23 protein-coding genes are annotated in these 21724 nt (G+C 57.8%); 19 read left to right on the top strand and 4 right to left on the bottom strand.

Annotated elements, in window-relative coordinates:
- The first annotated feature begins 161 nt into the window (after positions 1-161).
- The 12 genes from K787_RS0117990 (at position 162) to K787_RS0117935 (ending at position 13205) form a co-directional block, all read left to right on the top strand.
- Positions 162-3005: a FimV/HubP family polar landmark protein gene (locus K787_RS0117990; protein ID WP_022964210.1), complete on the top strand. Its 2844-nt coding sequence runs from the start codon at positions 162-164 to the stop codon at positions 3003-3005.
- Positions 3006-3008: 3 nt separating this feature from the next.
- Complete coding sequence (truA, locus tag K787_RS0117985; protein ID WP_022964209.1) at positions 3009-3863, top strand: tRNA pseudouridine(38-40) synthase TruA; 855 nt, start codon at positions 3009-3011, stop codon at positions 3861-3863.
- Positions 3864-3923: 60 nt separating this feature from the next.
- Positions 3924-4538 (top strand): phosphoribosylanthranilate isomerase, encoded by a 615-nt coding sequence (locus tag K787_RS0117980; protein ID WP_022964208.1) that lies wholly within the window; start codon positions 3924-3926, stop codon positions 4536-4538.
- The gene (gene trpB, locus K787_RS0117975) at positions 4531-5748 is read left to right on the top strand and encodes a tryptophan synthase subunit beta (protein ID WP_022964207.1); all 1218 of its coding nucleotides are present in this window, start codon (positions 4531-4533) and stop codon (positions 5746-5748) included. The genes K787_RS0117980 and trpB overlap by 8 nt, the downstream gene beginning before the upstream one ends.
- Before the next feature lie 12 nt (positions 5749-5760).
- Entirely contained in the window at positions 5761-6564 is an 804-nt protein-coding gene (gene trpA, locus K787_RS0117970) for a tryptophan synthase subunit alpha (RefSeq protein WP_022964206.1), read from the top strand.
- Positions 6565-6609: 45 nt separating this feature from the next.
- Positions 6610-7512: an acetyl-CoA carboxylase, carboxyltransferase subunit beta gene (gene accD / locus K787_RS0117965; RefSeq protein ID WP_022964205.1), complete on the top strand. Its 903-nt coding sequence runs from the start codon at positions 6610-6612 to the stop codon at positions 7510-7512.
- The gene (folC, locus tag K787_RS0117960) at positions 7512-8801 is read left to right on the top strand and encodes a bifunctional tetrahydrofolate synthase/dihydrofolate synthase (RefSeq protein ID WP_022964204.1); all 1290 of its coding nucleotides are present in this window, start codon (positions 7512-7514) and stop codon (positions 8799-8801) included. Before accD ends, folC begins: the two co-directional genes overlap by 1 nt.
- Positions 8794-9378 (top strand): SPOR domain-containing protein, encoded by a 585-nt coding sequence (locus K787_RS0117955; protein WP_022964203.1) that lies wholly within the window; start codon positions 8794-8796, stop codon positions 9376-9378. Before folC ends, K787_RS0117955 begins: the two co-directional genes overlap by 8 nt.
- 62 nt (positions 9379-9440) lie before the next feature.
- On the top strand, positions 9441-9923 hold the full coding sequence (locus K787_RS0117950; protein WP_022964202.1) for a CvpA family protein: 483 nt from the start codon (positions 9441-9443) through the stop codon (positions 9921-9923).
- Positions 9924-9980: 57 nt separating this feature from the next.
- The gene (gene purF / locus K787_RS0117945; RefSeq protein WP_022964201.1) at positions 9981-11486 is read left to right on the top strand and encodes an amidophosphoribosyltransferase; all 1506 of its coding nucleotides are present in this window, start codon (positions 9981-9983) and stop codon (positions 11484-11486) included.
- 67 nt (positions 11487-11553) lie between these two features.
- Entirely contained in the window at positions 11554-12771 is a 1218-nt protein-coding gene (locus K787_RS0117940; protein ID WP_022964200.1) for an O-succinylhomoserine sulfhydrylase, read from the top strand.
- 149 nt (positions 12772-12920) lie between these two features.
- Complete coding sequence (locus K787_RS0117935) at positions 12921-13205, top strand: ComEA family DNA-binding protein (RefSeq protein ID WP_022964199.1); 285 nt, start codon at positions 12921-12923, stop codon at positions 13203-13205.
- A 37-nt stretch (positions 13206-13242) separates the two neighbouring features.
- On the opposite strand, the gene K787_RS0117930 is transcribed toward K787_RS0117935, so the two are convergent.
- On the bottom strand, positions 13243-14691 hold the full coding sequence (locus K787_RS0117930; RefSeq protein ID WP_022964198.1) for a methyl-accepting chemotaxis protein: 1449 nt from the start codon (positions 14689-14691) through the stop codon (positions 13243-13245).
- A gap of 192 nt (positions 14692-14883) precedes the next feature.
- On the opposite strand from K787_RS0117930, the gene rnd reads away from it, so the two are divergent.
- Positions 14884-16029 (top strand): ribonuclease D, encoded by a 1146-nt coding sequence (rnd, locus tag K787_RS0117925; protein ID WP_235801956.1) that lies wholly within the window; start codon positions 14884-14886, stop codon positions 16027-16029.
- Positions 16026-16319 carry a YcgL domain-containing protein gene (locus K787_RS0117920; RefSeq protein ID WP_022964196.1) on the top strand — a complete coding sequence of 98 codons (294 nt, stop codon included), beginning with the start codon at positions 16026-16028 and terminating at the stop codon, positions 16317-16319. Before rnd ends, K787_RS0117920 begins: the two co-directional genes overlap by 4 nt.
- Position 16320: 1 nt before the next feature.
- On the opposite strand, the gene K787_RS0117915 is transcribed toward K787_RS0117920, so the two are convergent.
- Positions 16321-16563 (bottom strand): DUF3820 family protein, encoded by a 243-nt coding sequence (locus tag K787_RS0117915; RefSeq protein ID WP_022964195.1) that lies wholly within the window; start codon positions 16561-16563, stop codon positions 16321-16323.
- Between the two features lie 86 nt (positions 16564-16649).
- Here K787_RS0117915 and K787_RS0117910 point away from each other — a divergent pair, with 86 nt between their 5' ends.
- Together K787_RS0117910 and K787_RS0117905 are read left to right on the top strand one after the other, a co-directional pair.
- Positions 16650-17021: a glutathione S-transferase N-terminal domain-containing protein gene (locus K787_RS0117910; protein ID WP_022964194.1), complete on the top strand. Its 372-nt coding sequence runs from the start codon at positions 16650-16652 to the stop codon at positions 17019-17021.
- Between the two features lie 22 nt (positions 17022-17043).
- Positions 17044-17631, top strand: a complete 588-nt coding sequence (locus K787_RS0117905) for a TetR/AcrR family transcriptional regulator (protein WP_022964193.1) — start codon at positions 17044-17046, stop codon at positions 17629-17631.
- An 80-nt stretch (positions 17632-17711) separates the two neighbouring features.
- Here the strand turns inward: K787_RS0117905 and queD are convergent, their stop codons facing one another.
- Positions 17712-18068: a 6-carboxytetrahydropterin synthase QueD gene (gene queD / locus K787_RS0117900; protein WP_022964192.1), complete on the bottom strand. Its 357-nt coding sequence runs from the start codon at positions 18066-18068 to the stop codon at positions 17712-17714.
- Positions 18069-18145: 77 nt separating this feature from the next.
- Positions 18146-18547, bottom strand: a complete 402-nt coding sequence (locus tag K787_RS0117895) for an NINE protein (RefSeq protein ID WP_022964191.1) — start codon at positions 18545-18547, stop codon at positions 18146-18148.
- Positions 18548-18627: 80 nt separating this feature from the next.
- Here K787_RS0117895 and K787_RS23625 point away from each other — a divergent pair, with 80 nt between their 5' ends.
- From K787_RS23625 to K787_RS0117880, 3 genes are read left to right on the top strand one after another with little or no spacing between them, the layout of a single operon-like run.
- A complete protein-coding gene (locus tag K787_RS23625; protein WP_022964190.1) occupies positions 18628-19986 on the top strand; it encodes a YcjX family protein in 1359 nt (452 codons plus the stop codon).
- Positions 19983-21017 carry a TIGR01620 family protein gene (locus K787_RS24405; protein ID WP_022964189.1) on the top strand — a complete coding sequence of 345 codons (1035 nt, stop codon included), beginning with the start codon at positions 19983-19985 and terminating at the stop codon, positions 21015-21017. The genes K787_RS23625 and K787_RS24405 overlap by 4 nt, the downstream gene beginning before the upstream one ends.
- The gene (locus K787_RS0117880; RefSeq protein ID WP_022964188.1) at positions 21004-21687 is read left to right on the top strand and encodes a hypothetical protein; all 684 of its coding nucleotides are present in this window, start codon (positions 21004-21006) and stop codon (positions 21685-21687) included. The genes K787_RS24405 and K787_RS0117880 overlap by 14 nt, the downstream gene beginning before the upstream one ends.
- Positions 21688-21724: the final 37 nt, after the last annotated feature.

Here is a 21724-nt window from a genome sequence, read left to right as displayed (position 1 = left end):
GATTTCGTATTAAGCAGATTAGGTTTGAGTATTTAGTTGCTCATACCTAATAAGTGTTGCCAGGTTGCTGCGGACCGAATGGGGAGCTGTTGAAGGGTCGGTACGCGAGCAACGGGATCTGTTGACGCGAGAGAAAACGATAAAAGCAAAGGAACTTCGCTATGGTTCGCAAACTGGTTTTGGCTATCGCCGCAGCAAGCGCTCTGATGTCATCGAATGTTGCCCAGGCATTGGGGGTCGGGGAGATAAACCTGCGCTCAGCCTTGAATCAGCCGTTAGATGCAGAGATTGAGTTGCTTCAGGTCAGGGATTTATCCAGTCAGGAGATTCTTCCTGCTCTCGCATCGCCCGATGAGTTCGGCAGGGCCGGTATCGCGCGGGATTTCTTCCTCACCGATCTGGTGTTTACACCGGTTGTTCGACCCGATGGTCGCGCCGTGATTCGGGTGACGTCCAGCAGGCCAGTCAAGGAACCGTTTCTCAACTTCCTGATGGAAGTGCGCTGGCCTTCAGGTCGCGTATTGCGCGAATTCACTCTCTTGCTTGACCCGCCGCTATACAGCCCGACACCGGTTACTGCCGCAGCGCCCATCGCGGCTCCCGTTCAGCGCCCGGTGCCCACGGTGGCACCCGGACAGCCAAGGCGGCCGCAAGCCCAGGCACCAGCGACGGTTGCAGCTGCGCAGCCAATTCGCCAGCCAACCCAGCAGGGTTCGGGTGAATGGCGTACCAGCCGCTCCGATACCCTGTGGGAAATAGCCTTGCGTAGCCGTCCATCAGGTGCCTCTGTGCACCAGACGATGCTGGCTATTCAGGAGCTTAATCCGAATGCCTTTATCGACAACAATATCAACCGCCTAAAAGCTGATCAGACCCTGACTCTTCCCGATGCAGAGCAGGCGCGTCGGCTCGGTCAGGCCGAAGCTGTGGCGCAGGTAGCTGCGCAAAACCGCGCTTGGCAGGCCGGCCGGCAGGCGACTCCCGCTCAGCGCCAGCTGGATGCGCGGCAACAGGCGTCAGCCGCTGCGGCTCCTGAAACCGCCCCGGCAGGCGATTCGCTGCGTTTGGTCGCCGGCAGCGCCGAGCAAGGCAATGGCTCTTCGGAAAGTGCCCGCACCGATGCTGACAGTCGCTTGCGGGATCAGTTGGATGAGACAAAAGAGCAGCTTGATTCGCTGGAGCGGGAAAAGACCGAGGCTGATAGCCGCCTGGCTGATATGCAGACCCAAATGGAAACCTTGCAGCGGCTGCTGGAGCTCAAGGATGCCCAGCTGGCCGCTATGCAGGAGCAGCTGGGTGATGCGGCCGAAACGCCTGACGTAGCACCGAGCATAGCGCCGGAGCTAGAGACTAGCGAAGAGTCGACTGCAGCTATGCTCGCAGATCAAGAGGTTCAAGACGCAGAGCTGCCAGCCGTTGATGAGTCCGGGTTGCCTGCTGAAGGAATAGATGCCCCTGCTGATAGCCTGGCGGACATGCCTGAGGGGGCCGAAACGCCGATCGAACTGGATGCAACCGCTGCAGATACAGGCCTCGCATCACCGGCCAGTGCAGAAAGCGATCCGGCGCCTGCGCCTGTGGTGGCTGAGCAGGAATCCGCAGATGAAAATGGGATTGAGGCGCTATTGCAGCGCATGATGCAAAACCAGACTTTCCTGATAGTCGGGGGCGGCATTGTTCTTTTGCTTCTGCTGTTGCTGCTCATGGCCTTGGCCCGGCGTAACGCACGTCGCGAAGCGGAGATGGCGGACAACTTTATTGCCCGCGCCGCAGAAAAGAAAGATTACGACGGTTCGGATGATTCCGATGCCTTCAATGTGGCTCTGGCTGGCTTCGACGATGAACCGTCCGCGCAGAATCTGGGTATCAATCACGATCCGATCACCGAGGCCGATGCGCTGATTGCCTATGGCAAGCTGGCTGAGGCCGCTGAGGTGCTCAATGCAGCAATAGATGTCGAGCCGGAGCGCATTGATCTGCGCTTCAAGCTACTGGAAGTACAAGGGCTGCTTGAGCATAGCGAGGGTTACGCCGAACAGGTTGTTGCCTTGCGCAATATGGGGGCGTCGGAGTCGCAGATTGCGGCAATGAATGCGCGCTTCCCGATAATGGCGGCGGCCCTCGCGGGTGGTGCGGTTATAGCGGATGAGTATCCTGCTCAGGATCCATTGCTGGATAGTCAGACGCTGGATGTTGAAGAGGTTGCCGAGGAAGATGATCTGGGGGTTATCGATTATGACCTGGATGGCCTCGATATAGATGAAGCGGCAACGGGTGATACCGCAGCGCCCATGGTTGACCTGGATCACGATCTCGACCTGGACTTTGATCTGGATGAGAATTTGGCCAAGGATCTGGCAGACCCGGGGGTAACTACGACTGCCTCGCAGAGCTCTGACGACGATTTCGAGCTGGGCTTTAATCTCGACGACAATCTCGACGACGTATCGCCAGCGCCCAAGCCCGGCCCTGACTTGGATTCGGACTTCACTCTGGACGAAGATTTCGACCTGTCGCTAACCGATGACCTGCAGGCTGATAGCCTGATGGCTGAAATGGACGCCATGGGTCAGTCTGGTGCTGACACGGCTGAGGAAACGGAGAAGACTGACGGTACTCTGAACCTTTCGGATGAAGAGTTGATGCGCTTCGAGCAAGAACTGAATGAGGCCGAGAGCGACGAGATCAGCTTTGTCGAATTAGAGGCCGCCGAGCCGGACAATGCGGCTGCCGAGTCAACCGAGTTGGACGATCTGGAGGAGGATGAGTCAGCACCGTCATCTACCGCCGAGCAGGTTCTGGCCGACAGCATGGCGGAGGAGGATGAAGATGAGTTTGATTTCCTCTCCGGTACGGATGAGTGCGCCACCAAGCTCGATCTCGCGCGTGCCTACATCGACATGGGCGACCAGGAAGGCGCCCGCGATATCCTTGCCGAGGTATTGGATGAAGGGAGCGACCAGCAGAAGCAGGATGCTCGTGAGATGATGGGGCAACTTGACTGACAGATGAGTAGTTTAACTTCAGACGCGGCCGCCCAAGGGGCGGCCGCTGTTGTTTTCAGGGTGGCAGCCTGCGTGGAGTATCGCGGTACGGCCTATCGTGGTTGGCAGCGGCAGCAGCCTGGCGTCAAGAGCGTTCAAGAGACGGTTGAAAAGGCACTGAGCCGGGTCGCCAATCATCCGGTCAACCTCTTCTGCGCTGGGCGTACCGACGCGGGCGTCCACGCGTCCTGTCAGATTATTCACTTCGAGACCGATGCCGTGCGTACTCCGGTCAATTGGGTTCATGGTGCCAATGCCAATTTGCCCGCCGATATCAGTGTTGCCTGGGCTAAGGTCGTGCCAAAGGATTTTCACGCGCGGTTTTCAGCTGTTGCCCGGCGCTATCGCTATGTTATCTACAGCGACCCGGTCAGGCCTGCACACTTGGCCCACGAGGTCACCTGGAACTACCGGTCACTGGATATTGAGCGCATGCGTCGGGCCGCCGAGGCCTTGGTGGGAGAGCACGATTTCACCTCTTATCGCGCCCTCGCATGCCAGGCGAAATCACCGATCAAGCGTGTACATCATCTCAAGCTGCATGAATTTGGCCGGTTTATCGTGATTGATATTCGCGCCAATGCTTTTCTGCATCACATGGTGCGCAATATAGCCGGCGTATTGATGCAAATAGGCTGCGGCGAAAAGCCAGTCAACTGGGCTGGCGATGTGTTGGCGGCCGCCTGCCGTCGCGAGGGTGGGCTAACGGCACCCGCGTATGGGCTGTATCTGGTAGATGTGACTTATCCTGAGCGCTTCGATTTGCCCGTGCGTTACATGGGGCCTCACTTTCTGTCGGCGCTCAATACGCTCGACTGACGCTGCGGGGCTGATCTGCTACTATTCAGGGCCAGATCAGATCAGGTATGTCTACGTACTATGGTGCGAATCAAGATATGCGGTATTACTCGGGTTGAAGATGCCCTGGCCGCAGCGCAGGCCGGGGCCGACGCCATAGGCCTGGTATTCTATGCACCCAGCCCCCGTGCGGTCAGCCCCGCGACTGCTCGTCAGATCCTTCGCGCATTACCCCCTTTTGTTACTTCAGTGGGCTTGTTTGTTAATGCCTCCGCGCAAGAGATCAATGCGGTGTTGGCAGAGGTGCCCTTGGATGTATTGCAGTTTCATGGTGACGAGCCCGCCGCGTTTTGCGATCAATTCAACCGGCCGTATCTCAAGGCGCTGCGGGTGCAGGCCGGGGATGATCTGAATACGTTGGCTGGCCGCTGGCCCGATGCCTCAGGTATCCTGCTTGACAGCTACAAGGCCGGAGTGCCCGGCGGTACCGGTGAAATATTTGATTGGTCGCTGATTCCCTCTGCGCGTACCTGGCCACTGATATTGGCGGGCGGTCTGAGCGCAGAGAATGTCGCGGAGGCCATTAGCAATACCTTACCCTGGGCAGTTGATGTCAGTGGTGGGGTAGAGCAGGCCAAGGGCGTCAAAGATGTGGTCAAAATCAATTCTTTTATTCAAGAGGTGAAGCGTGTCTGACTCAAATGCAGTGGATTACGCCACTATTCCCGATCAGCGGGGCCACTTTGGCCCTTACGGTGGTCGGTTTGTTTCCGAGACCCTGATGGATGCGCTGGAAGAGCTGGAGGAGCTGTACGAGCGCTTGTCAGCGGACGCGGGTTTTCAGGCGGAGTTCGATCATGATCTGGCGCACTACGTCGGCCGCCCTTCGCCGCTGTATCTGGCTGAACGGCTGACAGCCAAGGTCGGTGGCGCGCAGATCTATCTCAAGCGCGAAGATCTTAACCATACCGGCGCACACAAGGTTAACAATACTATTGGTCAGGCGTTGTTGGCCAAGCATATGGGCAAGCCGCGAGTGATAGCCGAGACGGGTGCTGGCCAGCACGGGGTGGCCACCGCTACCGTAGCCGCGCGACTGGGGCTCAAATGCCAAGTGTATATGGGTGCAGAAGACGTCAAACGGCAGTCTTTGAACGTCTACAGGATGAAGCTGCTGGGTGCCGAAGTGATACCCGTGACCTCAGGCTCCAAAACGCTGAAAGACGCCATGAACGAGGCGATGCGGGACTGGGTGACGAATATTGATGACACCTTCTACATCATAGGTACAGTGGCGGGACCGCATCCCTATCCCAAGCTGGTGCGTGATTTCCAGTGCGTGATTGGTCGCGAGGCGCGAGCTCAATGTCTGGCCCAGTACGGCAAGCTGCCTGACGCGCTGGTGGCCTGTGTGGGTGGCGGATCCAATGCGATCGGGCTGTTTCACCCCTTCCTGGAAGACAACAGTGTGGCTATGTATGGCGTTGAAGCGGGCGGATTGGGTCTGGAGACCGGCCAGCACGCAGCGCCGCTGGCCGCCGGCCGGCCCGGCGTATTGCACGGTAACCGGACGTATTTGATGGAAGATGACGCTGGCCAGATCATTGAGACTCACTCGGTCTCCGCCGGCCTGGATTATCCGGGCGTTGGCCCTGAGCATAGTTGGTTGAAGGACATTGGCCGGGTCACCTATGTCAACGCCACAGACGAAGAAGCATTGACCGCGTTCCGCGAATTGACCCGCATTGAAGGGATCATGCCGGCGCTGGAATCGGCCCACGCGGTAGCCTATGCAATGAAGTTGGCGGCCACCATGCGCCCGGACCAGACCATCGTGGTCAACCTGTCAGGTCGCGGGGATAAGGATATTCATACCGTCGCCGGCATTGACGGCATCAGTCTTTGAACAGAGTGTGATATGAGCCGAATACAAACGTGTTTTGAACAACTGCGTGCAACAGGTCGCAAGGCCTTGATTCCCTACGTGACTGCGGGCGATCCCGACCCCGCCATGACGCTGCCATTGATGCACGAGCTGGTGGAAGCGGGCGCCGACATTATCGAGCTGGGGATCCCGTTTTCCGACCCCATGGCCGACGGCCCGGTAATCCAGCAAGCCATGGAGCGAGCACTGCTCCACCATGTCCGCCTGATCGACGTGCTCGAGATGGTTCGCCAGTTCCGCGAAACAAATCAGACCACTCCCGTGGTACTGATGGGTTATCTCAATCCGGTTGAGCGCATGGGTTATGAGACCTTCGCCAATGCGGCGCTAGACGCTGGAGTGGATGGCGTGCTCACCGTTGACTTGCCGCCCGAAGAGGCCGACGAAGTGGCGGCACTATTCAAGGAGCGCGGATTGGACGTGATTTTTCTTTTGTCGCCGACGACCACCTTGCAGCGGGCGGCCAAGATCTGCAGGCATGCCAGTGGGTATGTTTACTATGTTTCGCTCAAGGGTGTGACCGGGTCCAATACTTTGAACGTCACTGATGTGGCAGCCAAGCTGGAGCAGTTGCGTACCGTCACCGCTTTGCCGATTGGCGTCGGCTTTGGTATTCGTGATGGAAAAACGGCAGCGGCCGTCGGCGCCGTAGCGGATGGTGTAGTGGTTGGCTCGGTACTGGTCAACCAGATTGCCGATCATGCAGCACATCCCGAGCGGGCACGTGAGGCAGTTGGCGCTATTATCCGTGAAATGCGTCAGGCAATGGATCGGTAACAGAAATTCCCTTTGGTGTAGCAGACAACGAAATAAGGATTGGCGATGAGCAACTGGCTGGTAGATAAGTTGATACCCTCCATAGTGCGTTCCGAGGCGCAGAAGAGCAGTGTGCCTGAAGGCCTTTGGCGCAAGTGCCCTTCCTGCGATGCCGTGCTGTACCGCCCGGAGCTGGAAAAGAATCTGGATATCTGCCCGAAGTGCAGCCACCACCTGCGGATCAACGCCCGCCGTCGACTGGATATTTTTCTCGACCCGGAAGGTCGGACCGAGATTGCCAGTGAGCTGGAGCCGGTTGATCGACTGAAGTTTCGCGATAGCAAGAAATACAAGGATCGCCTGACGGCCGCGCAAAAGGACACTGGCGAGAAAGATGCGCTGGTAGTCATGCAGGGCTCGTTGAAGGGTAATCCGATTGTTGCCAGTGCCTTTGAGTTCAGCTTTATGGGCGGCTCCATGGGTAGTGTGGTGGGTGCGCGCTTTGTCCGTGGTGCCGAGATCGCGCTGCGTGAACGGATTCCTTATGTCTGTTTCTCTGCCTCGGGTGGCGCACGTATGCAGGAAGCGCTGTTCTCGTTGATGCAAATGGCCAAGACCAGTGCCGCATTAGCGAAGATGAAAGAGGAGGGCATCCCGTTTATTTCCGTGATGACTGACCCAGTATATGGTGGGGTATCCGCTAGCCTGGCGATGCTAGGTGATCTGAACGTGGCTGAGCCAAACGCGCTGATCGGCTTTGCCGGTCCGCGGGTTATCGAGCAGACGGTGCGCGAGAAGTTGCCAGCAGGTTTCCAGCGCAGCGAGTTCCTGCTCGCTCACGGCGCTTTGGATATGATTATTCCCCGTGCCGAAATGCGTGATCGCCTGTCCAGCATGCTGGCCATGCTCACTAACTTGCCAGCCCCGGAACCAGATCAGCCACTTGAACCCTTGAACGGCGAGGGCTGATGTCGAGCGCCGACCTGGCAGGCTGGTTGGCGCGGCTCGAGCAGCTGCATCCGACCGAAATTGACATGGGGTTACAGCGGGTCGCCAGCGTTGCTGCGCGCTTGGGGATTTCGCGCCCTGCACCGCTGGTGTTTACCGTCACTGGGACTAACGGCAAAGGCTCTACCTGCGCAGCTCTGGACCAGCTATTACAGCAGGCCGGGCTGCGCACTGGGGTTTATACCTCTCCGCACTTGCTGGTGTATAACGAGCGAGTGCGTATTGCTGGGCAGAATGTCTCTGACCAGATGCTCTGTGAGGCTTTTGCCCGCATAGACGCTGCCCGGGCGGAGGTGTCTCTAACCTATTTCGAGTTCGGCACGCTGGCGGCGCTGCTGCTGTTCCAGCAGTCCGGGCTGGATGCCGTGGTGTTAGAGGTAGGTCTGGGCGGGCGCCTGGACGCGGTCAATATTGTCGACCCGGACGTGGCAGTGGTCACCAGTATCGGTCTTGATCACCAGGAGTATCTTGGCGACACCCGGGAATCAGTCGGTTATGAAAAAGCCGGTATCCTGCGGCCCGGTATCAAGCTGGTGTGCAGTGAAACTGATATGCCATCGACCTTTCAGGTTGAGGTCGAGCGTCAGCACGCGCAGTTGCTGCAGCGCACAGAGCATTATGGCTGGCGATCCACGGGATCATCCTGGCAGTTGTTCGGGCAAGACCAGCAGAGCCAGCGCCGCTGCATAGACAAGGTTCCAGCCACTTCAATACCGAAAGACAATCTCGCGACGGCCCTTCAGGCCTTCTGGGCGGCAGGTCTGGCGCTGTCCGACGAGCAGATTATCGATGCCTTGAGCAGGGTCAGCGTCACGGGCCGGATGCAGCGTCGCACCGTCAGTTGGCGGGGCCAGCCGCGGCGTCTGCTGCTGGATGTGGGGCACAACCCGCATGCGGCCAACTTTCTGGCACGTGAGCTGGCTGCGGATCGGGTACCGCGCGTGGCTGTTTTCGGCCTCTTGGCCGACAAGGACCTGGCTGGAGTGATTGCACCGCTGGCGGGTACTTTCTGCCATTGGGCTCTGGCTCCTTTGCCAAGCCCGAGAACGCGCCCAGTTGTTGACCTGGTTACCTGCTTGACGACGATGGGGGAGAGCTGCCGCAGCTACGGCTCAATTGCCGAGGCGCTGAAGGCCAGTCTGGACGATACCCCCGCAACGACCGAAATCGTGATTTTTGGGTCGTTTTTCTCGGTCTCAGCAGCCATACTCTGGTTAAATCAACAGTCCCAGGATCTGAACAATGGATGACAAATTGAAGCAGCGCCTTATTGGCGCATTGGTGCTGGTCGTCGCTGCAGTGGTGTTTTTGCCGATGCTGTTATCCGGCCAGGACGAAACAGTCAGCGTTGAAGTGCAAGCGCCGCAGCAGCCTGAGATGTCGAGTCAGCCAATTGCGCCGGCTGCGCCGATTGAGCTGCCGGAGCCAGAGCCGGTTGCGGGCATTCCAGAGACAGAGGTTATTCCGATGCTGGTTGAGGAGGGCCTCAGTGAAGCCCCGGCAGTTGTCACGCCGCCCGAGCCTGCTACGGCGACGCCTGCTCCCGAGCCTACACCTGCGCCAACGGCTGGTCAGGGTGATTGGGTAATTCAACTGGGCAGTTTCTCCGCCGCCGCCAATGCAGATGGGTTCAAGGAAAAGCTGGTAGAGCAGGGTTATAACGCCTACACAGTTGCCGCCACGGCGGACGGTAAGGCTATTACCCGGGTGTATGTCGGGCCGGTGCTGGATCGCGCGAGCGCCAATCGTTTGCGTGATGAGCTCGAGCGTCGCCAGGGTGCCAAGGGTTTTGTCGTAGCCTTTGACGCGGCTTCTGGCAAACGATAGCGGTTCCGGTCAAAGGGTGGCTCTGGTAGAATATTGGCCTTTCCGCTAACGGGTGTTTCGTCGTGACACTAGCCTGGATTGATTGGGCCATCATCGCCATTATTGCCGTCTCGACCGTGATCAGTTTAGCCCGGGGTTTCGTCAAGGAAGCGTTATCACTGGTGACCTGGGTGGTTGCCGGCCTGGTAGCCTGGATGTTTGGCGGAGCGCTTGCTGAGTACCTTGTCCCGTATATAGACACTCCTTCAGTCAGGGTTATCGCGGCCTGCGCGATATTGTTTGTACTGACTTTGATTCTTGGTGGTCTGATCAATTATTTGATCGGGCAACTTGTGGTGGTTACCGGGCTGAGTGGCACCGACCGTTTCCTGGGTATGATATTTGGTGCCGCACGCGGTGCGTTGCTGATTACCGTTGGCGTTGGTCTGTTGAGCCTGGCCCCGGTAGATGCAGACGACTGGTGGCGGCAGTCCGAGCTGATCCCGCATTTTCTCCTGGTGGCTGACTGGTCCAAGAGTATGATTCTCGGGTTTGTTGGGCGCTGATCCTTGCACCTGTTAGCAATAGGTGTGGTGTATCCATAGACGAAAAGGTGTTTAGGCATGTGTGGCATTGTTGGCATAGTGGGCAAAGCGAACGTCAATCAGGCGCTCTATGATGCCCTGACAGTCCTGCAGCATCGCGGCCAGGACGCCGCCGGCATCGTAACCTGTGACCATGGACGACTCTACCTGCGCAAGGATAATGGCCTGGTGAGGGATGTTTTCCACCAGCGGCACATGCAGCGTCTGATTGGCAATATGGGTATTGGCCACGTGCGTTACCCGACAGCCGGCTCTTCCAGCTCGGCTGAAGCACAACCGTTCTATGTCAACTCGCCCTATGGCATCACGTTGGCGCATAACGGCAACCTGACCAATGTCGAGCAGTTATCGCGGGAGATCTACGAGTCAGACCTGCGCCACGTCAATACCAATTCCGACTCGGAAGTGCTGCTCAACGTTTTCGCTCATGAGCTGGCCCGTTGCGGCAAGCTGCAGCCTAGCCAGGAAGATATTTTCGACGCCGTACAGGCGGTGCACAAGCGTTGTGTCGGTGGTTATGCGGCGATCGCGATGGTCACTGGCTACGGCATTGTCGGTTTCCGCGATCCGAATGCCATTCGTCCTATCGTATTTGGCAAGCGTGATACCGAGAACGGCGTTGAATACATGATCGCATCGGAAAGTGTCTCGCTGGACGTGCTGGGCTTTGATCTGATTCGCGATCTGGAACCAGGTGAAGCGGTCTACATTACCGCCAAGGGCGAGTTGTATACTCGTCAGTGTGCTGATAACCCGCAATATTCGCCGTGCATCTTCGAGCATGTCTATCTGGCTCGCCCGGATTCAATGATCGACAATGTGCTGGTCTATAAGGCGCGGTTGCGCATGGGGGAAAAGCTGGCCGAGAAAATTCTCCGCGACAACCCCGACCACGGTATTGATGTGGTGATTCCGATCCCGGACACCAGCCGCACCTCCGCGGTTGAGCTGGCCAATCATCTGGGCGTCAAGTTCCGCGAAGGGTTCGTCAAGAACCGCTATATAGGGCGTACCTTCATCATGCCCGGGCAGGCTGCGCGCAAGAAGTCCGTGAGGCAGAAACTCAATGCCATTGAGCTTGAGTTTCGTGGTAAGAACGTGTTGCTGGTGGATGACTCCATCGTCCGCGGGACGACTTGCAAACAGATTATTCAGATGGCGCGTGAAGCCGGTGCCAAGCAAGTCTACTTCTGCTCGGCGGCTCCTGCGGTGCGCTACCCGAATGTGTATGGCATCGATATGCCCAGCGTGCATGAACTGATCGCACACAACCGCACCACCGAGGAAGTGGCCGAATTGATTGGCGCTGACTGGCTGATCTACCAGGACCTGCATGATCTGGTCGACGCCGTGAGCGAAGGGAATCCTAAGCTGACGCGCTTTGATTGCTCGGTATTCGACGGCGACTACATCACTGGCGACGTGAACGAAGCCTATCTTGGCAAGATCGAACGTGCTCGCAACGATGCGGCCATGACCACGGGCGATCAGGGCAATGCGGTCATAGAGTTGCATAACAACTGAGTAAGCATAACTGCAGGTGGTGGCCTGGCGTGAGCCGGGCTGCCAGCTCGCTGAAAGAGAATCAGCCATGACTATAGAATGGGATGCGGGTCGCCTGGATAGCGATCTGAGCGAAGCGGGTTTTGATACCTTGGCGGTACGCGCAGGACAGCGTCGCGGGCCAGAGGCGGAGCATGGCGAAGCTTTGTTTTTGACCTCAAGCTATGTCTTTCGCAGTGCTGCCGATGCGGCAGCGTGCTTTGCTGGTGAGGCCAAGGGGAACGTTTACTCGCGCTATATGAACCCCACCGTGCGCACCTTCGAGGAGCGGATGGCTGCGCTAGAAGGCGCTGAGCAAGCCGTCGCGACCGCCTCAGGCATGGCGGCGATCATGGCCATGGTCATGAGCCTGTGCTCCGCCGGTGATCACATTCTGGTCTCACGTAGCGTGTTCGGCGCGACCGTCAGCCTGTTCGATAAATATTTCAAGCGGTTCGGTGTCGAGGTCGATTATGTCGTGCTCTCTGATCTGAATGGCTGGAAAACTGCGTGCAAGGCCAACACCAAACTGTTTTTCGTAGAGTCACCGTCCAACCCGCTGGCAGAGCTGGTAGATATTCGCGGGCTCGCTGAGGTAGCTCACGCCAAGGGCGCTCTGCTGGCGGTGGACAACTGTTTTTGCACGCCGGCCTTGCAGAAGCCGTTGGAGCTGGGCGCCGACATTATCATTCACTCGGCAACCAAATATATTGATGGCCAGGGCCGGTGTCTTGGCGGTGTTGTAGCCGGGCGCCACGAGCATATGCAGGAAGTCGTCGGCTTTCTGCGCACTGCTGGCCCAACCTTGAGCCCTTTTAATGCCTGGGTCTTCCTCAAGGGTCTTGAAACGCTGCGTTTGCGCATGCAGGCTCACTGTGCCAGCGCACAAGCTCTGGCAGAATGGCTCGAGCAGCAGCCGGGTATTGAGCACGTGTATTACGCCGGTTTGCCCAGCCATCCCCAGCATGAACTGGCGAAGCGTCAACAAAAAGCGTTTGGGGCGGTGGTCAGCTTTGAGGTCGCCGGCGAGCGTGAAGCCGCATGGCGGTTTATCGATGCGACGCAGTTACTCTCCATTACTGCGAACCTGGGTGATAGTAAGAGCACCATCACGCATCCGGCGAGCACCACCCATGGTCGCCTTACGGCTGAAACCCGTGCTACCGCCGGCATACGCGACAACTTGATACGGGTCGCGGTAGGGCTGGAAGAGGTTGCGGACCTGCAGGCCGATCTGCAGCGTGGATTGGCCGCGTTGCGAGCGTGATAGTGAGAAGCGCCTCACACTAGGGGCAAAAAGGTTTTTATTTTCGGATAAAGGTGTTTTAAGTTGATTTGGCCGCAGGGAAGCGGAACCGATCTGCTGCAGTCATCCCCTGCATTGCGGCATTTCCTACTAAAACATGGAGTTCTATAATGAAACATTTCATTCTTGCTGTTTGTCTGTCTTTCGCCTCACTGTTCGCTTTGCCTACCCTCGCAGAAACCAGCCAGCCACCCCTTGTCAGCGTCAATGTCAATACCGCCAGCGCAAGCGAGATTGCTGAGGTATTGCAGGGCGTCGGCGAGTCAAAAGCTCAGGCTATTGTCGAGTACCGTGAGGCCAATGGGGCCTTTTCTTCGGTCGACGAGATAGCGCAGGTCAAAGGTATTGGTCAAGCCACCTTAGCCAAAAACCAGCAACGCATTACCTTGGAGTAAGCGCAACAGGCCTGATATCGGCGCATGCTCGCGGATATCAGGTTTTCAGCCGGCTGACCGAGCTGCTTAGCGTTTTCGCCAGGGTGGCCAGCCGTTCACTGGTCGTGGCGCTGACTAGGGTCTGTGTCACTGTTTTCTCGGTCACATCGCGTATTTGCACAACACTCTGGGTAATGGCCTCTGCGGCTTCACTCTGCTGCTCTACGGCAGATGCAATCTCACTGTTGCCATCACGGATCCGACTGACCGCAGCAGTAATGACGCTAAGGGCCCGGCCCGCGTCTTCGCTCTGTTCGACAGAGTCGTGAGTCAACGCCGCACTTGCCTGCATATCCTCCACCGCGTCAGCGGTGCCGCTTTGCAAGGCTTCAATCATGCGCTGGATTTCGTCAGTGGAATGCTGAACCCGTTGCGCCAGGGCACGGACTTCGTCAGCGACCACCGCGAAGCCACGGCCTGACTCGCCAGCGCGCGCTGCTTCAATTGCCGCATTCAACGCGAGCAGGTTGGTTTGCTCGGCGATGCTGCGGATTACGTTGACGACTCCGCTGATATCCTGGCTGTTGCCCTGCAGGCGCTCCATATGCTGAGTGCACCGTTCTATGCTGGTCGCCAATCCGGCGATGGTCTGGCTGACACGTGTGACCTGCTCATGGCCCTGCCGGGCGAGTAGGTCAGCCTGTTGTGATTGATCACGAGTGGTTGACGAGTTGCTGGCGATGTCTTGCACTGTAGCGCTCATTTGATTGGCGGCAGCAGCGACCATATCGGTCTCGCTTTGCTGGCTGATCATGCCATCGCGCATCAAGCCCATGACTTGCACCAGATCGGCTGCGCCCTCATCCAACTGATCGGCAGCCTGTCGGACGGCGCTGACGATGTTTTGTTGCGAGGCCTGCATGGCATTGAATGCGCGCGCAATAGAGCCTACCTCGTCGCGGGAGTCGGCGTGCGCACGCAATGTCAGGTCACCGCTTTCCTGTACCTTGAGCATGACGTCACGCAGGGCCACGATATGGCCAGTAATGAATGAGATTAGCCACTGGGAAACGACCAGCAGCAGAGCCATTAGCAGCATAACGCTGACGGCGTAAAAGGGCGCACGCGCTATGAGCAATTCCAGATAGGAAATCCGCTCGACGCCGAGCAGATGCAGTTGATCATCCTGCCTGCCAGACCAGACGCCGCTGAACTGGCTAGCATCGGCCTCATCCAGCTCCTCAGCTGGCGTCCACACAGCTTGAGCAACCCCAGTAGGCATAAGACTCGCATGGCGAGCAGCAACCGGCAGGCGTGTCAGGCCAAGCGTTTGTGGCAGATCAGTCGCATTTGCGGTCAGTAAAACGCCAGCGAACTGCTCGCGCTGCTCCTGCAGACTGCGTTGTTCGACCCAGAGCGCTGCCAGTACCAGCAACAAGGTGGTGATAAAGGCGACTGAGTTCACGGCCCAAAATTTGTACTTTAACGCCAAGTTCTGAAGAAACACGCAGTCTGCTCCTGAAGGCCTGTACTATCCCGAGGCAGGTGCCCCACGAGAGTCATTATAAAATGTCCTTCCAGGTTATCGGTTGATACGGATCAAACTTGAGTGGCAGGCGTGCTGGCTAATTGCAGTCAGCGCCGCGTTTCGGTGGCCGATCAGGTATACTCAGGCGCTGAATATGAGCGAGAGTTACCTATGACGAGCGCACTACCTGACCCCTTGATGATTGATCATGACGCCGATCTGGCATATTGGTGCGCGCGTTGGCTTGAGCTGCCCTATGTCGCTGTTGATACCGAGTTTGAACGGACCGAGACGTTCTTTCCGATTGCCGGCCTGATCCAGATCGGCGATGGCACCAGCGCCTACCTTATCGACCCCTTGGCGATCAGCGATTGGTCGCCGCTGGTGGCTCTGCTGCAGAGCCCGACGGTGCTCAAGGTGCTGCACGCGTGCAGTGAAGACCTTGAAGTGTTTATGAAGCTCTGTGGCGTGGCGCCGGCGCCTTTGTTCGATACGCAGATGGCCGCGGCCTATCTGGGCATGGATTTCTCGATGGGCTATTCACGTCTGGTCAAGGCGTTGTTGAATATCGAGCTGTCCAACGCTGAAACCCGCTCCAATTGGCTGCAGCGCCCCCTCAGCAACGATCAGGTGACCTACGCCGCCGCCGATGCGCTGCATCTCGCCGAGCTTTATCAACTGCTCGGGCCGCGGATCGAGGCGGCCGGCTTGACTGCCTGGTTGTTGGAAGACAGCGCCGAACTGGTCAGTACTGCGGGTCGTGTTCAGGAGCCGGAAACGGCCTATCTGAACATCAAGCAGGCCTGGCGTTTGAAGCCCTCCGAGCTGGCGATCCTCAAGCTACTGGCCAGTTGGCGCGAGCGCGAATCGCGTCAACGGGATCAAGCGCGGAATCGGCTGCTACGGGAAAAAACGCTGTGTCCGCTGGCCCAGCGTCAGCCAGATAACCTGCAAGCGCTGTCGCGCATTGAAGATATGCACCCGCGCAGCGTGCGACAGGATGGCCAGGCTATTCTTGAGCTTATCCGCGCGGGGCAGGCAGTGCCCGAAGCTGATTGGCCCGAACGTCTGCAAGAACCGCTACCTGCAGACGCCAATAAATTACTCAAGGCCTTGCGCAAAGTCGGCCAGCGGCATGCCGTGAAGCTGGGCATGGCTGAAGAGCTGATGCTGCGCAAGAAGCATCTTGAAGCGCTGGTGCGTACCGGTCACCCGGGCGGCCCATACCAACTGCCAGATGAACTTAGCGGTTGGCGGCGCGCCCTGATGGGCGACGAACTACTGGCCGTGGCCAATGGAAGAGAGCAGCTTGCATGAAAGTCATGTGTTCGATTTACCGCAGCAAGCGCAAGGATGGCATGTACCTGTATGTGCCACGCAAAAAAGATCTGACTGAATTGCCCGCAGCTCTGATGCAGTTTTTTGGTAAACCCGAGTTGTCCATGGACCTGGTCCTCACTCCAGAGCGCAAGCTCGCCCGTGAAGATATCCATAGTGTACTGCGCAATCTTGAACAGCAGGGCTACCACCTGCAGATGCCGCCTCAGGAAGACGACTATCTGGTGCACCTGCCTGATGAGTTGCTGTACCGTAATGACCCGATCTGAATCAGTGCTGCGGCCCTCGCGGCCTGGCTTGCTGTGCGTTTCTGAGCGGATCAAGTAGATAGGACAGTCCGTTGTGGTCGATCTCCTGCATGAGCGCAAGCAGTCGTCCTATTTCACCGCGGGGGAAGCCTTCACGGGCGAACCAGTTGAGATAGTGGCCAGGCAGGTCGGCGATTATCCGGCCCTTGTATTTGCCATAGGGCATCTGGCGCTCAAGCAGCAGGGGTAGATCATGTGGATTCATTGCAGGTTCCGGATGTCCAGGGTCGTTGCATGTTATCGTCGCGGTCGGCAGTTTACTGTATTGCCCAACACACAACAGGATAAGTCATGATTGTAAAAGCACTTCGCAATGGATTGGGAAATCTGATCATTTTTGTCGATTTTTTGACCCGCCCCGCCAAAATGAAGCGTTCAGCGGAGGATCAGGCCGATGTGGAGCGGGCCGCGGCTGCCATGAGTCTCTATCAATTTCGCGCCTGCCCTTTTTGCGTCAAAACAAGGCGCACGTTGCACAAGCTCAACCTGCCGGTGACGCTGCGCGACGCCAAGAATAACCAGCAGGACCGTCAGACGCTGCTGGAGCAGGGTGGGAAAATTCAAGTGCCATGCTTGCGCGTTGATGAGGCGGGTGGAACCACATGGCTTTACGACTCCAAAGCCATTGATGAGTATCTTCAGAAGCGGTTTGCTGCGGCCTGAACCGCAGCAAGTAGGAGCTGAAATGGGCGCACCGTCGAGGCATCGCAGTAATATTCTGAACGCCGCTGTCACGCTGTTTCGCCGTCGTGGCTACGCGGCGACTGGGCTCAATGACATTCTGCAGGAAAGTCGTGCCCCCAAGGGCTCGCTATATCATTATTTTCCCCAAGGGAAAGAGCAATTGGGCGAGGAGGCGGCGCTGCTCGCGGGGTCGGTAGTATCGCAAACCCTACGCACGCTAGCGGCTGAACAGCCCTCAGCTGCCGAGGTCATGCGCGCTTACGGACGCATGCTGGCAGGCTGGCTGGAGGCTTCTGCGTTCAAGGATGGCTGCCCGTTGGCCACCACGCTGCTGGAAACGACGCCACAGTCCCCGCGAATGGCGGCGGCAGGGCAGCAGGCTTTCAATCAGTGGGCCGCTGAAATCAGAGGTGTGCTGGAACGCCAGGGTGCCGATAGGGAAACCGCCAGACGGCTTGCGCAACTTGCCATCGCCGCCATCGAAGGCGCATTGATTCAGGCGCGGGTCGAATCCAGTGCTCGCCCGGTGCTAGAGTCGACTGAAGAAATTGCCTTTCTGATCGAGGCGCGGCTGGCAAAGTGTGAGTAACGCTTAACGCAGAGCTCGATCTTTTTAGCCGGTATACTTTTTGCTGGTACAGCTGCTGCCGGTATATTTGCTGGTGCCGATCAATCGCCGCGATATACGCAACCGCTGGTGCAGGTCTCACGGATGGTGATCTGGCATAGCTCGGGCAGCAGCGGCTTTAGCTCGCGCCATATCCACTTGGCCAGGACCTCGCTGGTTGGATTGTCCAGACCAGGAATGTCGTTCAGATAGTTGTGGTCCAGTTGTTCGTACAGCGGCTTGAAGATTGCCTTCAATTCAGAAAAATCACGAATCCAACCGCTGTGCGCATCCGGTTCGCCGCTGATATGAATGGCCACCATAAAGGAATGCCCATGCAGGCGCCCGCACTTGTGGCCGTGCGGTACATGCGGCAGCCGGTGCGCCGCCTCGAAGGTGAACTCCTTGAATATCTCCACGATAACTACCTGGGTGCGTTGCTGAGGGGGCGCAAGTTTATCTTAATCTGAAAGCCTGCGCAGTCTTCAGGTGTTCGTCACCATTCGCGCTGCATATTGCGCGTCGATATCTGCTCATTGAGTGTCCAGTAATCGTAGAGCACCCCGAGCAGGAACAGGCCGCCAGTGAAGAAGTAGATAATCGCAGTGATCCATTTGCCCATGTATAGGCGATGAGCGCCGAAGATGCCGAGAAAGGTCAATAACACCCAGGTAAGATTGAAGTTGACCGGACCGCTGCGAAAACGCCGGTCTGCCTGGGCATCCATCGAAGGGATCAGAAACAGATCGACGATCCAGCCAATGAAGAACAACCCCAGAGTAAAAAACCAAATGGTCCCGGTAATGGGTTTGCCATAGTAAAAGCGATGTGCGCCCATGAATCCGAAAATCCAGAGTAAATAACCGATACCTTTGCTGTGCGTGTCTGAATAGGCCATGTGGCCAACCTCTATTGAATGAGTGGACTGTGCGATACTGCCAAAGAGCATAGACCTTAAATGATTTGCGGAGTGCCTGCATGGTTGCAGTAAAAAATGTGAGCTGGCTCAAACAGGTACAGCAGCAAGCTGCGCGTTTGGGTGGCCAGACCGTCCGCGTTGGCGTCACCGGATTGAGTGGTGCCGGCAAGACCACTTTTATCACCAGTCTGATCAATCAGCTGGAAAATCACCAGCGTGGTCTGCTGTCTCGGCGCAGGCCATTTGATCGACTGTTGTCCGTGCGCTGGCAGCGCGAGCAGGTAGAGCAGCCTTTTGCCTATCTGCAGGCGCTGGGAGCGCTCTCGGGCCAACCGCCGCAATGGCCGTTGTCGACCTCTGATCTGTCGCGGGTAGTAATCGATTTGCAGTTCCGCCCTGAAGGGCTGCTGAAAAGCTTGCAGGGGCAGCGTCATGTACGCCTGGAGTTGCTCGATTATCCTGGCGAGTGGCTGCTGGATTTGCCGCTGCTAGGCATGACCTTTGGCCAGTGGAATGAGCAGATGCGCGCATTGCTGGACGCCGAGCCGCGTGCCAGCCTGGCCGGAAGTCTGCGTGAACGTTTGTTGGCTATCGATCCGGCGGCGCCTTGTGATCAGGCGCTTGTGCAGCAGTTGACTCAGGAATGGACAGATTTTTTATTACGCTGCCGCAGTGAGGCAGGGCTTTCACGCAATCAACCGGGCCGCTTTATGTTGCCTGGCAGTGGCATAGCCCCGCAGATGCTGATGTTTGTGCCCTTGCTGAGTGCCAATCAATACAGTCAGGGTGAGGCTGGCAGTTGGTGGGAGCAGTGTCGGGAACGCTTCGATTATTATCGCGATTTTGTGGTGAAAGGTTTCTACGAGCAACATTTCAGTCGGCTAGACCGGCAAATATTGCTGGTCGACATGCTCGCGCCGATGCAAGCCGGGCAAGCTGCTCTGCACGACTTGCAGCTGGCGCTGGAGGCTGTACTGGGCAGTTTCAGATATGGCCACAACAGCTTGTTCCAGCGGCTGTTTAAACCGCGCATTGCGCGCATGGCGGTCTGTGCAACCAAGGTCGACCAGGTCGCCCCAAGCCAGCAACGAGCACTGCAACAATGCCTGGAAGACCTGGTAACCGATAGCCTGTCTGAAGTCCGCCATGGAGGAGTGCAGGTCCAGGGTTTTCCATTGGCGGCGGTGCGCGCCGCAGAGCAGGATGGAGAGACAATGATTGGCGGGCTGGTTGGGCAAACGGCGTTTATTCGCTATCAGCCAGCAAGCATTCCCGAGCACCTGCCCCTGGATTTACAGCTCAAAGGCCCCTCGTTGTTGCAGTTGCGGCCGCCGGCTGGTCTGCATCGCAATAAGCCGTTCCCGCACTATCGCATGGACGATCTGGTGAGCTGGATTCTCGAGGGCGCACAACCATGACCCACAAGCCGACAATTGAACCGCCACGCATTTTGGAAACTTGGGAGCCAGCGCCGGATCGGCCGCTTGATGACGTCAAGGTGCTGGATGAATCGCTGGAACAGGTCACCCCCCGCGAGATCTTGAGTGACATGCCATTGCCGGGAACTTTGAATGCGCCTCCTGCCAGTCGTTGGCCTGCGCGCATGGGGAAACTTGTGCTTGCCGTCGTTGTAGGTGGCGCCGTGCTGGAATGGAGCCGCTGGACGCTTGAGGCTTTTGCCTGGAATCCACTTGCTGGTGGCTTGCTGGGTGCGCTGGGGCTTGGGTTGGCAAGTACCGGATTGCTTAGCTGGCGCGCGCTGAGGCAGCAGCGTCAGCGGCTGACAGCCTTGGAGCAGTTGCGCCAGGAGATGCGCGAGGCGCTGGCCGACCCAGCCGAACGCCTCGCCGTGGACTGGTTGGATCGGCTACAGACGCTGTATCGGGATACCCCCTTGGCCGCAAGCATGGCTGATGTCTGCGCGGGACTTGATCAGTCGCATAGTGCGCAGGAAGTAACGCGGCGCTTGAATCTGCAGTTCTACCAAGTACTGGATATCCAGGCTCGGCGCATGATCCGCAATGAGTCGATCAGTACCGGCATGCTGGTCGCTACCAGCCCCTGGGTGTCGGTAGACTTGTTATTGGTAGTCTGGCGCAATATCCGCATGATGCAGCGCGTGGCAATCTGCTACGGGCTGCCGATGGGGCAGTTGGGTCGTTGGCGGCTTGCCCGGCATGTGCTGCGCAACATCGCCCTGGCTGGCGGCAGTGAAATGGCCATTGGCGCGCTCAGTGACAGCTTGCTTTCGGGCATGTTGGAAAAGCTCGCCGCACGCATCGGCCAGGGCATTGGCATAGGGCTCTACAGTTCCCGGCTGGGTCATTTCACCCTGGACCTATGCCGCGCTGCGCCGCTTGCCGACCAGACCAGCCTGGCGGAAGACAACCGCGGAATCATCCAGGGCATTCGTACGCGTTTAGGGCGTAAGTCCGATGACAGCTTATAAGAGCCGGGTGCGCTGGCTGACGGAGCGCTGGTTAGCCGTCAGGCGTGACCGGCTGCTGCTGCACTGGCAGGCACTCAAGACGCAACTAATGCCTGCTCCATGGCCGCAACGCTGCGAGCGGATGTTACAGATTCCCGAGGGGAATCTAGGTGATTGGCAGCCGCGCAGTGGGTCAAGCAGTGCCGAACTGGCATTGCTCCTCGAGCGCACAGCGCTGCCTCAGCGGCGCTGGCTGGCGGCTTTGCTGGACGCGCCTTGCGCTGGAGTGCTTACGCTGGTGGAAGCGGTGGAGCGTCTGCAGCTGGATTGGCGTTGCCAACTGGATCCGCTGCACAGTCATCGTGAATATGCTGCGCAGTTGGTGATATTGGCACGCCAGCTTGATCTGCCAGCGATTGCCGCGACAGCTTACCTGGAGAATGAACAGCAGATACGCAAGGCGATTGACGAGCTGTTGTTCACCTCATTGCCCATGCGCTTGCGCGCCGAGCTGGCTGGCGAACAGATCGGTAATGGCTTTTATTTAAGCTGGTGGCATGATCGGCTATTGGCCAGAGCAGGTGTGATCAATTACACCCTGGAAGGTTTAGGCGCGGATGATTGGCCGGAGATGCCACCTTCCTGGTTAGCTCTTGCCTGGATTGCCAGTTTGCGTGTGCAGCCCGGGTAGTCTTGCGTTGTATAAACGCCTGGGCCCATAAGGGTGC

This window comes from Halopseudomonas pelagia CL-AP6, assembly GCF_000410875.1.
GTDB lineage: Bacteria > Pseudomonadota > Gammaproteobacteria > Pseudomonadales > Pseudomonadaceae > Halopseudomonas > Halopseudomonas pelagia.
Note: the sequence above shows the minus strand (reverse complement) of the source record. Positions and strands in the feature narration are given on the sequence as shown.